This window comes from Pseudomonas morbosilactucae (genome assembly GCF_023241665.1).
In the GTDB taxonomy this organism is placed as follows: Bacteria; Pseudomonadota; Gammaproteobacteria; order Pseudomonadales; family Pseudomonadaceae; genus Aquipseudomonas; species Aquipseudomonas morbosilactucae.
The window spans coordinates 75797-88065 of sequence record NZ_JALQCX010000031.1 but is presented as its reverse complement, the minus strand read 5'-3'; the positions used below and the strand labels follow the sequence as shown (position 1 = coordinate 88065).

The 12269-nt window shown below is 56.6% G+C and carries 16 protein-coding genes; 8 read left to right on the top strand and 8 right to left on the bottom strand.

Annotated elements, in window-relative coordinates:
- Positions 1-378: 378 nt before the first annotated feature.
- The 3 genes from M1B35_RS16900 (at position 379) to M1B35_RS32290 (ending at position 2093) form a co-directional block, all read left to right on the top strand.
- Positions 379-642: a short-chain dehydrogenase gene (locus M1B35_RS16900; protein ID WP_268262565.1), complete on the top strand. Its 264-nt coding sequence runs from the start codon at positions 379-381 to the stop codon at positions 640-642.
- A 231-nt stretch (positions 643-873) separates the two neighbouring features.
- Positions 874-1233 (top strand): hypothetical protein, encoded by a 360-nt coding sequence (locus M1B35_RS16895; protein WP_259740384.1) that lies wholly within the window; start codon positions 874-876, stop codon positions 1231-1233.
- A 461-nt stretch (positions 1234-1694) separates the two neighbouring features.
- Positions 1695-2093 (top strand): DUF4279 domain-containing protein, encoded by a 399-nt coding sequence (locus M1B35_RS32290; RefSeq protein WP_425273420.1) that lies wholly within the window; start codon positions 1695-1697, stop codon positions 2091-2093.
- 92 nt (positions 2094-2185) lie between these two features.
- On the opposite strand, the gene M1B35_RS16890 is transcribed toward M1B35_RS32290, so the two are convergent.
- Complete coding sequence (locus M1B35_RS16890) at positions 2186-3067, bottom strand: LysR family transcriptional regulator (RefSeq protein ID WP_123332503.1); 882 nt, start codon at positions 3065-3067, stop codon at positions 2186-2188.
- A 100-nt stretch (positions 3068-3167) separates the two neighbouring features.
- Here M1B35_RS16890 and M1B35_RS16885 point away from each other — a divergent pair, with 100 nt between their 5' ends.
- The 3 genes from M1B35_RS16885 (at position 3168) to M1B35_RS16875 (ending at position 5726) form a co-directional block, all read left to right on the top strand.
- A complete protein-coding gene (locus M1B35_RS16885) occupies positions 3168-4232 on the top strand; it encodes an alkene reductase (protein WP_268262564.1) in 1065 nt (354 codons plus the stop codon).
- 11 nt (positions 4233-4243) lie between these two features.
- On the top strand, positions 4244-5080 hold the full coding sequence (locus tag M1B35_RS16880) for a pirin family protein (protein WP_268262563.1): 837 nt from the start codon (positions 4244-4246) through the stop codon (positions 5078-5080).
- Positions 5081-5141: 61 nt separating this feature from the next.
- Positions 5142-5726 carry an isochorismatase family protein gene (locus M1B35_RS16875; protein ID WP_123332497.1) on the top strand — a complete coding sequence of 195 codons (585 nt, stop codon included), beginning with the start codon at positions 5142-5144 and terminating at the stop codon, positions 5724-5726.
- A gap of 238 nt (positions 5727-5964) precedes the next feature.
- Here the strand turns inward: M1B35_RS16875 and M1B35_RS16870 are convergent, their stop codons facing one another.
- The 6 genes from M1B35_RS16870 to M1B35_RS16845 form a co-directional block, all read right to left on the bottom strand.
- Positions 5965-6279: a hypothetical protein gene (locus tag M1B35_RS16870; protein ID WP_069076399.1), complete on the bottom strand. Its 315-nt coding sequence runs from the start codon at positions 6277-6279 to the stop codon at positions 5965-5967.
- 131 nt (positions 6280-6410) lie between these two features.
- Positions 6411-6800, bottom strand: coding sequence for a hypothetical protein (locus M1B35_RS16865; protein ID WP_169902358.1), 390 nt, complete (start codon positions 6798-6800; stop codon positions 6411-6413).
- Positions 6801-6969: 169 nt separating this feature from the next.
- Positions 6970-7455 carry a hypothetical protein gene (locus M1B35_RS16860; RefSeq protein ID WP_268262562.1) on the bottom strand — a complete coding sequence of 162 codons (486 nt, stop codon included), beginning with the start codon at positions 7453-7455 and terminating at the stop codon, positions 6970-6972.
- A gap of 79 nt (positions 7456-7534) precedes the next feature.
- The gene (locus M1B35_RS16855) at positions 7535-7990 is read right to left on the bottom strand and encodes a methyltransferase family protein (RefSeq protein ID WP_268262561.1); all 456 of its coding nucleotides are present in this window, start codon (positions 7988-7990) and stop codon (positions 7535-7537) included.
- Between the two features lie 217 nt (positions 7991-8207).
- Positions 8208-8663, bottom strand: a complete 456-nt coding sequence (locus tag M1B35_RS16850; RefSeq protein WP_268262560.1) for a VOC family protein — start codon at positions 8661-8663, stop codon at positions 8208-8210.
- Positions 8664-8708: 45 nt separating this feature from the next.
- A complete protein-coding gene (locus M1B35_RS16845; protein ID WP_268262559.1) occupies positions 8709-8870 on the bottom strand; it encodes a DUF2986 domain-containing protein in 162 nt (53 codons plus the stop codon).
- A gap of 164 nt (positions 8871-9034) precedes the next feature.
- Here M1B35_RS16845 and M1B35_RS16840 point away from each other — a divergent pair, with 164 nt between their 5' ends.
- Both M1B35_RS16840 and M1B35_RS16835 read left to right on the top strand, forming a co-directional pair.
- On the top strand, positions 9035-9436 hold the full coding sequence (locus M1B35_RS16840; protein ID WP_123332484.1) for a DUF5071 domain-containing protein: 402 nt from the start codon (positions 9035-9037) through the stop codon (positions 9434-9436).
- A 155-nt stretch (positions 9437-9591) separates the two neighbouring features.
- Positions 9592-11811 (top strand): OsmC domain/YcaO domain-containing protein, encoded by a 2220-nt coding sequence (locus tag M1B35_RS16835; RefSeq protein WP_268262558.1) that lies wholly within the window; start codon positions 9592-9594, stop codon positions 11809-11811.
- Between the two features lie 12 nt (positions 11812-11823).
- Here M1B35_RS16835 and M1B35_RS16830 read toward each other — a convergent pair whose 3' ends face one another.
- Complete coding sequence (locus tag M1B35_RS16830) at positions 11824-12261, bottom strand: HIT family protein (protein ID WP_123332482.1); 438 nt, start codon at positions 12259-12261, stop codon at positions 11824-11826.
- Positions 12262-12269 lie beyond the last annotated feature (8 nt).

The window sequence follows — 12269 nt, the reverse complement described above, 5'->3', positions numbered from 1 at the left end:
CGCCATTGAGGCAAGAATGCGGGCCGCCAAGATACGCTGAGTGAGCCGCAGTCTGTAGCCCTGAATGGCAGGTTTTTGCCTCTCGCCCCACACGTTTAGGCCGAACACGGCGCAGTAGCGCTGGCCCGTTCTCAGGCCTCCAGACCTCATAAAACAATCCTACAAAACTTACAGATTCGTCCGGCTATCCGCCCAAAACCTCAACCGCTAAGGTCTCCACTCGGCCACCCGGCGATCAGGTTTGGCGACCTGAAATTAACCAACAACCCGTCACGCGCTCATCGTCCAGCCCCTGCTAACGACAGCCTTAACAACGTGACGACCCAGGACGACCGCCAAGGTCAGCCTGCCTAATAGTGGTTAATACGGAGCCTCACCATGACCCAGCGATACATCCCCCTCACCAGCATCGACTGTCTGATCCCCTGCCTATTTATCGACCAGACCGCACCACTGGACGTCCTTCACGCCAACGGAACAGCCCGCCTACAGGCCGTCACCCAACTGCTGGAAACCTTGTCCCGCGGCGAACTGAAAAACGCCGACGATACGGACCTTCGACATATCGCCAACGTCACCTCGATCCTCCTGCGGGATAGTTGCGACCTGTTGGATTTGATGAGTTGGCGGTTGCAGGCTTGAGTGTTGCGCTCCGCGCCAGGGATGGCGCGGAGTTTTTGAGTGTGTTCTTGATAACTCAACGTCAGCCATTTATGAGCGAAGAAAGAGGCTTGCAAATGACTGCATTCGGTCAAAAGCAGACGGTCAACCCAGGTGACCGCCCTAACAGATGGACCTATGATCTACCCACCAAATGATCGCCACTTCAGGCCTATGATTCTTAAATCATCACCTGTTTGAACTGAGCACGACATGATGATAAATGATTCAGATTTGGCCGAACTGATTCCTTCCGCGCTAACAGGTGTAACGGTTGGGATCGGCTCGCAGACCCTGCTTTTTGGTGATACGGCTAGCGTGTTGATTCAGTGCCCATTCGTTTGTGACATCAATAGGGTTTGCAAGTGGGGGCATGGTGAAGACCCTGCCACCAGCCCTTTACTTTTCGACTTTCTAAACCTCGATGTAGTAGCTTTTTCAATTGATGATTCTGGGGTTTTCACCATCACCTTCAGTACGAAAATGACCTTGAAAATCTTTCCGGAAAAAAATGGGTTTGAGTCTTATGTCGTGAATACGCGGCGCGATATATTTCCAATCTCGGTGTGGTAGCCGGAAGAACGCGATGTCTATGCGGCGTGAATCGCCCCGGCCTTAGTTCTGACTCTGATTGGCCGTCCGGTGTTGATTTCTGCTTGGCGCCAACGCCAGCTAGAGGGTCGGTTAGCGACAGCCCGAGTTCGACCGTCGCTATACATAGTCAAACCTCTGTCTGTTCCACCATCGCCAAAGCATCATCAACCTCAATCCCCAGATATCTCTCAACCGTAGCTGGGGGGTCTACCCGACCAGTTTTCCTTTGTTCCAGGGCTGACGGCTGCGGGTAGCGATGATGTTCATCACATGTCCTGCACGCGTGGAAGGACAAGGATGGCTAACCAGAGCAGCGGTCGCTAACTGGCCAATAGCAGTCATTCAAATCATCGCTTTCAAACCACGCCAGCACGCAGCCCCAATATCAAGCCCTTCGCAAAGACTGCTATCGTTGCACTTTTTACTGGAGGCGATAAGCCATGGGACCAGTGACACGCTCAAAAGCGTCTCTTCGTATCAGCGGTTCGGATCTTGCTGCCGGAGAGATAACCAAGCTTTTGGGGTGCGAGCCCACGTTCGCGAGAACCAAGGGACTACCCGTCAAACCAGGCTCAAACACTCTTTTCCCTACCGGGGGATGGATCCTTCAAGCTAACGAGTCGAGCCCTGAAGACCTGAACGGACAAATCATGGAATTGCTAGACAAGCTCACTCAGGACCTTGAGGTCTGGGCTTCGATAGGCCGCCGATTCCACGTTGATCTGTTTTGCGGACTTTTCATGGAACAAGGCAATCAAGGCGCATCTTTATCCGTGGAGAGTCTCAGCGCCCTGTCTTGCAGGGGGATAGAGCTGAGTCTGAATATCTACGCGCCGTAAAGCGTTACAACCGGATGCTGAGGTCCGCTCTGGGTCGTAGCTGCCCTTCACGACGGGCAGCTACCGGCCAAAAGCGACCATTCGCACCGACACTACGCACCTTCTAGCTTATCTCTTAGAAACTCAATAAACCTTTGGGTTTTCGCCGGAAGCAGGCGCGTTTCGGTCAGTGCATAGACCGACACTGGTGATGCCTGCCATTGCGACAGGACTTTGCAAAGCTTTCCGTCTGCGACGTCCTGCCCCGCGATGCCTTCAGGCAACAATGCAATACCAAGATCCAACGACGCCAAACGCCTGAGCATCCCTACGCTATTGAGTTCGAACCGCCCTCCAACATCGATATCCACGCTCTCGGAGGCGCGTGACAGCGTCCAACGGTCGGCACCTGCGCTACGCATTCGCAGGCATTCATGATTAACCAGGTCGGCTGGGTGCTCAGGCTCGCCGGAAACCTCCAGGTATCGTGGAGATGCATACAGCCCGCGCCCTAAACTCGCGAGTTTGCGAGCGATCAGGTTCGAGTTTGGCGGCTCGCCCATACGGATTACTACATCCACCGGATCGCTGATCAGATCGACCTGACGCGGGCTCAGGTCAAACTCGAAACTGATACCGGGATAGAGCCTAGCGAAGTCTGCAATCAGTGGGGCCAGGTAGACCGTTGCGAAGTCGACCGGTAGCGAAGCGCGCAACAGCCCGCTGGGCCGGGCCAGCATTTCCCCCAGCTGTTCATGCGCCAGACGGGCTTCATCGACGAGTCGTTTGCAGCGTTCAAAGTACAACTGGCCCGCTTCGGTCGGCTCAATCTTGCGAGTCGTGCGGTGCAGCAACCGCAAGCCAATCCCTTTCTCCAGCTCACTGATACGTCGCGACAACGTCGAGTTGGGTATCCCCAGCGTTTCCGCCGCACGCGTGAAACTGCGCGCCTTCACCACCTCGACAAACAGCGCCATGTCGTTGAGAAAATCCACAGAATTATCCCATTAATGGATTAGTTATTTCTATTTTACTGCATTTATCCCGAATTCGGATTGATGAATCATAGCCACATCACTTCTGAGGAGCACCGAAATGAACTCTCTTTTTTCCGAAGTCCAGGTAGGCCGCTACACCCTGTCCAACCGTATGGTCATGGCACCGATGACCCGCTCGCGCTCCGATGATGCTGGTGTGCCCAGCGAGCTGGTTGCCACCTACTACGCACAGCGCGCCACTGCCGGGCTGATCATCAGCGAAGGCGTGTTTCCGGTTGCGCTAGGTAAAGGTTACGTCCGCACCCCAGGTATTGAAACCGCCGAACAAGTCGCGGCCTGGAAGAAAGTCACTGATGCCGTGCATGCTCGTGGTGGTCGCATCTTCATGCAACTGATGCATTGCGGACGAGTGTCTCACCCTTCTTTGCTACCCGAGGGCGCACAGCCACAAGCACCTTCTGCAATCAAGGCCGCTGGCCAGACCTACACCGCCACCGGCTTGCAGGATTTCGTGACACCGCACGCCCTGACCGTCTCTGAAATCGCCGAAGTGGTTGAAGGCTATCGTCAGTCTGCTCGCCGGGCCATTGAAGCCGGTTTCGACGGCGTTGAATTGCACGCTGCCTCGGGCTATCTGCCTGAGCAGTTTCTCTCCACCGGCAGCAACCAGCGCAACGACCAGTACGGTGGCTCGGTTGAAAACCGCACTCGCTTCGTACAGGAAGTGCTCGCCGCCATGGTGAGTGAAGTGGGCAATGACCGTGTCGGCATCAAGATTTCCCCGGAGATGAACTTCAACGACATCGTCGATGCCAATCCGCAGGAAACCTACACGTACCTAGTCAAGCAGCTTCACGACCTCAAGCTCGCTTACCTGCACGTCGCGCTTTTCGGGGCTAAGTTCGATTACCACGCGGCGTTGCGCCCACTGTTCGACGGTAGCTATCTGATCGGCAGCGGCCAGACCAAAGACAGCGCCGAGTCACTGATCAATGAAGGCAAAGCAGACGCCGCAGTGTTTGGCAGCACCTTCCTGGCCAACCCTGATCTGCTTGAGCGGTTCCGCGCCGACGCAGAGTTGAATACGCCGAATAAGGACACTTTTTACGCCCCAGGTGCAGAAGGCTATATCGATTACCCAACTATGTCCCAAGGGGCCTGAGGAGCTTCGTCATGCAACCCACCGCACGCTTACAGCGCATGAACCACGGCAGCCAGTTTCGGGCATTCAGCCTGCGTGGTGATCAGAATGCGAAACCCATCGACCCGTTTCTCGGCATAGACCATGCCTGGATCAGCGGACCGACGTTTCCCCCTCATCCTCATGCAGGTTTTTCAGCAGTCTCTTATCTGTTTCTGGATTCGGAAACAGGCATCGACAACCGTGACTCGCTGGGCAACCGCAACGTGATTCAACCCGGTGGCTTGCACTGGACGGCGGCGGGTGAAGGCATCGTTCATGAAGAGGTTCCAGCCCAGCCAGGCAAGACCGTTCACATGCTGCAAATCTTCATCAACCTGCCCGAAGACAAGCAAGCTGATGCACCCTTTGTCTTCAGTGTGGAGGCTCAGGATGTCCCTACTGTTTATTTGGCGGGGGTAAAAATCAGAGTCCCCTTGGGCAACTTCGAAGGACTGGCCTCTCCGCTATTACTGCCTACGGACGTAAGGCTTCTGGACATATCCCTTGAAGCCGCAAGCGAAGTGAAAATTCCAGTGCCAGAAGGACACGTGGCATTCGTTATGCCAATTGACGGCGAGGTCTACGTCGACGGTCGGGCCTTCAACCTGATCGACCCGAAGGCACCAGTCAATCTTCCTCAGGGCGCGGATCGAGTTGTCACCCTGCAAGCGAAGAATGGAGATGCCAAGGCCGTGCTGTTCTCCGGTACTCCGTTAAATCAACCCGTGTATTGGCAAGGGCCCATGGCCCTCGCTTCGATGGACGCGCTGGCCGCAGCAGTCGATGGCTACCGGCGCGGTGAGTTCGGAACACTGCAAGCGCGTTAAGCGATTTATATACCCAAAAAAACGGGGTAAGTGCCCCATCGTAGTTGCCAGGAGAATCACCATGTCATTCGAAAACTTCAATGCTGATAATGCTGCTCTGCTGCTGATTGACCACCAAGTCGGAACCATGGGCTGGGCTAAATCCATGCCCTTTGAAGAACTGAAGCGCAACGCTCTGATGCTGGCCAAAGCAGCCCGCATCCTGAAGCTCCCCGTGGTACTGACCTCCAGCATGGAAGAGTATGCCCAAGGTCCGCTGTTGAGCGAACTGGAAGAGATTCTTCCAACTGAGTTTGCCGGTCGAATCAAACGTATGGGCATCGTCAACGCCATGGACGATGAGAACTTCGCCGCAGCAGTGAAAGCGACAGGCCGCAAGAAACTGATCATTGCGGGTGTAACCAATGATGTGTGCACCGTATACCCTGCGCTCTCACTGGTCCGTGATGGCTATGAAGTCCAAGTCGTAGCAGATGGCGGGGCTTCGCCCACCGCCATGGCCGATGACATCGCTCTACGCCGCATGGACAAAGCTGGTGTAACACTGACCACCACCAACCAATTGATTGCTGAACTGGCTGGCAGTTGGGCAACACCGGAAGGCGGCGAACTGGTTCAAGTGCTTATGGAAGCCTTCGGCGAGTAAGCATGCTTGCAAAGGCCCGGAACATTCCATTCAGGGTGTCCGGGCCTTTCTCGATTGCTCAAGAATGTGTTTCTGGCGTGACCAGAACGCTGACTTCTCAGGCTATACACAAAGTATTTCTCTCACCCATGTATCGCCGATCGCCAAAACACCCTGTTTATGCCCTTAGGAGATAGTCAGTGCGGAAAGTCCGCTAATGGCCGGTAACAGCCAGACATAGGATTTAGCCCCATGATTTTTACCGGCCAACAAGCCTACGCGCTCTATGACGGCGGGATTGAGACAGCGTTTTGTCCTCGGCGCACTGAGCCAAGATCGCGGTCAGCGCAATGTCTAAAGGAAAGCCATCCTCCAGCCATTTAAGCGCCAGTCCTGACCAATATTCGGAATGCGACGTCAAGGCTGTGATCACCAGCGGCTGCAACGCAATGTCGGCAGGTAGCTTATATTTTTTACTAAGAGCGCTTACCGCATCTGGCAAATCGAGTGCTGCCGTTTCGAAAGGTTTCTCAAGCAGCGGCAATAGCCACACATAGCTGAACTCTTCGTTCATCTTCCCCCGATTGCTGATGGTCGTTTTTTTGCCTATCACCAAGAGCATAAATCAACCCAGCGGATAACAGTCGCCACCAACGGCCGTAGCATCCGGGGCGCCGAAAACAGATTTTCTAGAAGGCTAAAGGTTTATTTTCCTTCGGGTTGTGAGTCCAGGCGTCCAAGGCCGTAGTAATTCATGAATTCGCGCATAGTCGGTGAAAGCGTCTCTTGTGAAGCAATCTGCCAGAATTTTCTCTCCCCAAGAACCGGCTGTAACCGCTTGATGAGTTCCTGCGCCGTATTGTGATGGCCAGCACGCAGCCAGTGCCTGAACATGTATTCGTTTTCTTGCCTCGGTAGCTGTGCTGCTTGGAGCAGTCTGAGTGAATACCGGAAGTTCAGTGGCCAAAGTTGCTTTAAAAAATCGAGTCTCTCAGCGATTGGAAGGCCCACTAACCATTGCCTCACATCCTTATCCACCTGAGCATTACCAGATCGCGACGCCACCTGCTGCGGGGTGAAACGAGAGTCGTCCATGGAGTGCAAGGCCTAAGAGTATATGGGAAGGTCACATTCTGTCGTACGCATAGGAATAACGGGCAGCTTATTTTTTGCCCTTTGTCTGCTATTGGCCGAAAGCGATCATTCATGAGCTGCAGCTACCGACCAAAAGCAGCGCCCCGAGCTCGAAGAAATCCGGAACGACTCAAACAGTGGAAATCCCCCCACCACCCCAAAAACTCAACCACCAAATAAAAATATTGTTATAAAAACAGAGAAATAAACTCCTCAAAATCATTTGAAATCTTGCGCCAGTAATCATCATCCCACCAGATAACGGACGGCGCGCCTTATCATTCCTGAAGTCAAAGCAAAACTGACTTCCATCGGCAGCCATGCCAAAGCACACAATCTTTGTGAAGTCGGTAATGTCGACAATTGCTCCCGGATGACTACTTTCAATCGCGGAATCACCGTAGCACCCATCGAGTGCAAAGTACTCGTTGAGCTGTTTTGTTTTGGCGGCCAGCTGCACCTCATCAATATAAATCTGAGCCAATTCAGTTTCTAAAAAGTTGCCGAAGGCGTCGTGCTCGCCTGCAAGCCTTAAGTTGCAAAACCCACCTGAGGCCTGATGCTTTGATGCGAGGGCGGTGTACGCCTCGGGGAGTTGCAGATTGTTAACGTTCACGACCGCACCCTCTTTTCATGTCTTATCCCTGACTCGCTTGCCAATGGCGTCCATCGGCCCATGGCAGACGTTGCCTTTTCTAGAGCCAACGCCTGACCTGGCTGCAGTATTGCGTGAACTCACTCCCGAAAAGGCTGGCGAGGGCCCGCTCTTCCGGGCCGATCTGGAAGAGGTTCATGTAGATCACGAAGCCCAGCACGCCCAGGAGGGCTGGCGGCCAGGCGAGAAAGATTGACCAGGCGATCAGGGCCGTGGCGAAGCCTAAGTACATGGGGTTGCGTGTATATCTGTAGACGCCCGAGCTGACCAGAGCCGAGGCCGTTTCCGGCTTCAGCGGGTTGACCGTGGTACGTGCGTGGCGGAAGGAAAGCACGCCGGCCAGGCAAATAGCTACGCCCGCTAGCAACACCGCCAGCGCCAGGCCAATGCGCCATTCGATGGTCAGCTCCAGGGTGCCCGGTAAGTGCCGAGCAGCGAACCACGCCAACAGGCCGAACAGGATAGCAACCAGCGGCGGAGGGATGCGGTTGTCCATGATGAATTCCTAGTAGGGACGAACGGGCTACTAGCGTGAGGGTTATAGTCCCTTCAGGGTCAAGCACCCTGAGCACGATGGAGACTGCGGGGGCAGGTAGCCCGTATCAGCGAAATCAAAGCGGTGATCGCCCGTTACGACTATCAGTGAATCACCCCGGATCTATCAGAACGTGAGCGGCGGCTACGGGTGGTAATCAGCCTCTTATCCATCCCTCTCAAACAAACGCCCCCTGCACAAACGCCTCCAACGCCCCCTCCTCCAATATCTCAATCGAAAAGTGCCCAAAGCGCTTCGGCAGCCAGATAATCCGCCCGCCGGACGGGGATTGCAGGCTGTCACGCGCCAATGGCTTGCCGTTTTCATCCTCGGGCTGCACCCCGGCGGCGATCAGTTCGTCGTAAGCCACTTCGATATCCGGCGTCGAATAGCAATGGCGGTAGATCATGCCCTCGCCCGAGGCGTCCAGCAGGTCTTTCAGGTTGCCGGCCAGGGGCTGTACCAGCATGAAGCGCTCTTGGCCGATCAGGGCGATGGCGTAACGCACGTGCAGGCCGCCGCGCTCCCAGACCAGGGTTTGGGAGATTCGGGCTTTGAGGATGTGCGCGTAGTAGGCGCAGGCTTCTTCGAGGTTGTTGACCAGTACATCGACGTGGCTGAACTTCAGGTCCATTGAGGCTCTCCTGCCAAACGGGCGTCGCGGCTTGGGGTCGGTGGGTCAGCTCTCAGTGGAGGTGCTGGGGTCCACGCTGGCTTCAGCTTCGAGTTTCAGCCGGTCGGCTTTGCTGATGTACTTGGGCTTGCTTTTGGGGGCCAGTTTGGCGCTGGCTTTTTTGGCGTTGGCTTTCAATATCTGATTGAGTTTTTTACGGCGGTTCATGGTGCGGTACTCGGCATTTTTTAATGCGCGGATGATATCAGCTAACAATATTCAACCCGATGCCTTTGATAGGCCGTTGGGCTATCTCTGTGCATACTCTGCGTCCCACGGGGCATCTAGTCGCTTGATGATGCCGCACAACGCAAACATCAGGCATCGAGCCCATGCACCTCCCCCCTCTTCTTCCTGCGCACAAACTGGATACTGACGCCGCCTCGAAGCTCGTGGCCCTTGGATTTCCAGCGGTCGAGCCGGTGTTGCCAGCGCTGCTGGAGTGGCTGCAAGACATGAACTGGCCGGTCGCGCGGGTTGTTCAGCCGTTTCTGGCGGGCATCGGAGCCCCGCTGGCGCCGCCTATCCGCACCGTTTTCGCCTCGGGCGACAGCCTGTGGAAATACTGGGTCATTCAAGGTGTGGTCGGCGAATGCCCGGCACTGGCACGTGCCCTGGAGCCGGAGCTTGAGCGCCTGGCGTATGAGCCAACACCTGAGGACCGAGAAGAAGGCGTTCAGGAGCTCGCAGCACAGGTGCTCAAGAAGGTTCGCAGCCACAACCCCGGCGCCTAAGCCTTCTATCGAGGGGCGGTCGTCTGCCCTGCAAAGCCCCTGCCCCGGCACCCCTCCAGGCCCGGCCGGCGCTCCGTGCCGAAAACCACAACACTTCGCCGGCAAAAAACCGGATAATGCCGACCAATTTTTTGCCTCGTCACGTCGGTACCCCCATGGAAATCAAAGTCAATTTTCTCGATAACCTTCGACTTGAAGCCAAGTTCGACGACTTCACGGTGGTGGCCGACCAACCTATCCGCTACAAGGGCGACGGCTCGGCGCCGGGGCCGTTCGACTATTTCCTGGCGTCTTCGGCCTTGTGCGCGGCGTACTTCGTCAAGTTGTACTGCCAGACCCGCAACATCCCCACCGACAATATTCGCCTGTCGCAAAACAACATTGTCGATCCGGAAAACCGCTACAACCAGATCTTCAAGATTCAGGTGGAGTTGCCGGCGGACATCTCCGCCAAGGACCGCCAGGGCATCTTGCGCTCCATCGACCGTTGCACCGTAAAGAAGGTGGTGCAGACCGGCCCTGAGTTCGTGATCGAGGAAGTGGAAAACCTCGACGCCGATGCCCAGGCGCTGCTGATGCCACAATCGACCTCCAGCGAAGGCACCTACATTGCCGGCAAGGACCTGCCCCTGGAGCAGACCATCGCCAATATGTCGGGGATTCTCGCCGGCCTGGGGATGAAGATCGAGATCGCCTCGTGGCGCAATATCGTGCCCAACGTCTGGTCGCTGCACATCCGCGACGCGCAGTCGCCGATGTGTTTCACCAACGGCAAGGGCGCGACCAAGGAAGGCGCCCTGGCCTCGGCGCTGGGCGAGTTTATCGAGCGCCTCAACTGCAACTTCTTCTACAACGACCAGTTCTGGGGTGAAGAGATCGCCAACGCGGCCTTTGTGCATTACCCGGACGAGCGCTGGTTCAAGCCGGGCCGCAAGGATGCGCTGCCCAAGGAACTGCTCGACGAGTACTGCCTGGGCATCTACAACCCGGATGGCGAGCTGCTGGGTTCCCACCTGTACGACACCAACTCGGGCAATATCGAGCGCGGTATCTGCTCCCTGCCCTATGTGCGCCAGTCGGACGGCGAGGTGGTGTACTTCCCCTCCAACCTGATCGAGAACCTGTTCCTCAGCAACGGCATGAGCGCCGGCAACACCTTGGCCGAAGCCCAGGTGCAGTGCCTGTCGGAAATCTTCGAGCGTGCGGTCAAGCGCGAGATTCTCGAAGGCGAGCTGGCCCTGCCGGACGTGCCCCAAGAGGTGCTGGCCAAGTACCCGAGCATTCTCGCGGGCATCCAGGGCCTGGAAGAACAAGGCTTCCCGGTGCTGGTCAAGGATGCATCCCTGGGCGGTGAATTCCCGGTGATGTGCGTGACCCTGATGAACCCGCGCACTGGCGGTGTGTTCGCCTCGTTCGGCGCGCACCCCAGCCTGGAAGTGGCGCTGGAGCGCAGCCTCACCGAACTGCTCCAGGGCCGCAGCTTCGAGGGCCTCAACGACCTGCCGCAGCCGACCTTCGAAAGCCAGGCGCTGATGGAGCCGAACAACTTTGTCGAGCACTTCATCGACTCCAGCGGCGTGGTGTCGTGGCGCTTCTTCAGTGCCAAGGCGGACTTCGAATTCGTCGAATGGGACTTCACCAGCCAGAGCGGCTTCAGCGAAAGGGAAAAAGCCAGCGCCGAGGAAGCCGCCACCCTGTTCGGCATCCTCGAAGGCCAGGGCAAGGAAGTCTACATGGCGGTGTACGAGCACCTGGGCGCTACAGCCTGCCGCATCCTGGTGCCGGACTACTCGGAAATCTACCCGGTGGACGACCTGATCTGGGACAACACCAATAAAGCGCTGTTTTTCCGCGACGACATCCTCAACCTGCACAGCCTCGACGAAGACGGCCTGCGGTCACTGGTGCAGCGCCTGGAAGAAAGCGAGCTGGACGAATACACCGACATCACCACCCTGATCGGCATCGAGTTCGACGACAATACGCCCTGGGGCCAGTTGACGGTCCTTGAGCTGAAGCTGCTGATCCACGTCGCCCTGGGACAGTTCGACCCGGCCAAGGAACTGGTGGAAATGTTCCTGCAATACAACGACAACACCGTCGAACGCGGCCTGTTCTACCAGGCCATGAACGCGGTGCTGGAAGTGGAGCTGGACAGCGATCTGGACCTGGCGCACTACGAGGTCAACTTCCGCCGCATGTTCGGCAATGAGCGGATGGACGCGGTGATCGGTTCGGTAAACGGCAGCGTGCGCTTCTACGGCCTGACCCCGACCAGCCTGCAACTGGAAGGCCTGGACCGTCACCAGCGGCTGATCGACAGCTATAAAAAGCTGCACACCGCACGGGCCAAGTGGACGACAGCAGCCCGCTGATACACCGTGCGGCTACGCTGAGCCCGCCAATAGGCGGGCTATCTTCTTGCGCAAGGCGCCATGCTCTTCCTCGACGTAGGGCGGCGCGTTTTTCCAGTCGTAGAACCATACCGGCATCGTGCGTTTCCCTTCCGGCTCCGATGCGTAGCGCGCAAAGATATGGCAATGCAACTCCGGCTCGGAATTGCCGAGAATTTCGTAGTTCATGCGCAAGGCCCCAGTGGCCTGTAGCACGGCATCGCCGATGCGTGCCATGTCCAGCAGGTAAGTGGCTCGGGCTTCGGCGTCCAGATCATTGAGGCTGGCCACCACTGGGTCGGGCAACAACAGGCAGTAGCCCGGCAGAAATTGCACATCGCCCATGACCGCCCAACCCGAGGCCATGCGGCAAATCACTTTATCGTTGGCACCCTGGCGGGCCAGCGCTACACGTTGCGAAATCAGTGGCATGTCATCGT

What these genes read in the sequence shown, in the direction of transcription:
- M1B35_RS16855 (WP_268262561.1), bottom strand. Translation starts at nt 7,990, where the DNA reads ATGGACAACCGCATCCCTCCGCCGCTGGTTGCTATCCTGTTCGGCCTG.
- M1B35_RS16845 (WP_268262559.1), bottom strand. Translation starts at nt 8,870, where the DNA reads ATGAACCGCCGTAAAAAACTCAATCAGATATTGAAAGCCAACGCCAAA.
- M1B35_RS16880 (WP_268262563.1), top strand. Translation starts at nt 4,244, where the DNA reads ATGCAACCCACCGCACGCTTACAGCGCATGAACCACGGCAGCCAGTTT.
- M1B35_RS16870 (WP_069076399.1), bottom strand. Translation starts at nt 6,279, where the DNA reads ATGAACGAAGAGTTCAGCTATGTGTGGCTATTGCCGCTGCTTGAGAAA.
- M1B35_RS16830 (WP_123332482.1), bottom strand. Translation starts at nt 12,261, where the DNA reads ATGCCACTGATTTCGCAACGTGTAGCGCTGGCCCGCCAGGGTGCCAAC.
- M1B35_RS16835 (WP_268262558.1), top strand. Translation starts at nt 9,592, where the DNA reads ATGGAAATCAAAGTCAATTTTCTCGATAACCTTCGACTTGAAGCCAAG.
- M1B35_RS16885 (WP_268262564.1), top strand. Translation starts at nt 3,168, where the DNA reads ATGAACTCTCTTTTTTCCGAAGTCCAGGTAGGCCGCTACACCCTGTCC.
- M1B35_RS32290 (WP_425273420.1), top strand. Translation starts at nt 1,695, where the DNA reads ATGGGACCAGTGACACGCTCAAAAGCGTCTCTTCGTATCAGCGGTTCG.
- M1B35_RS16895 (WP_259740384.1), top strand. Translation starts at nt 874, where the DNA reads ATGATGATAAATGATTCAGATTTGGCCGAACTGATTCCTTCCGCGCTA.
- M1B35_RS16850 (WP_268262560.1), bottom strand. Translation starts at nt 8,663, where the DNA reads ATGGACCTGAAGTTCAGCCACGTCGATGTACTGGTCAACAACCTCGAA.
- M1B35_RS16875 (WP_123332497.1), top strand. Translation starts at nt 5,142, where the DNA reads ATGTCATTCGAAAACTTCAATGCTGATAATGCTGCTCTGCTGCTGATT.
- M1B35_RS16865 (WP_169902358.1), bottom strand. Translation starts at nt 6,800, where the DNA reads ATGGACGACTCTCGTTTCACCCCGCAGCAGGTGGCGTCGCGATCTGGT.
- M1B35_RS16840 (WP_123332484.1), top strand. Translation starts at nt 9,035, where the DNA reads ATGCACCTCCCCCCTCTTCTTCCTGCGCACAAACTGGATACTGACGCC.
- M1B35_RS16900 (WP_268262565.1), top strand. Translation starts at nt 379, where the DNA reads ATGACCCAGCGATACATCCCCCTCACCAGCATCGACTGTCTGATCCCC.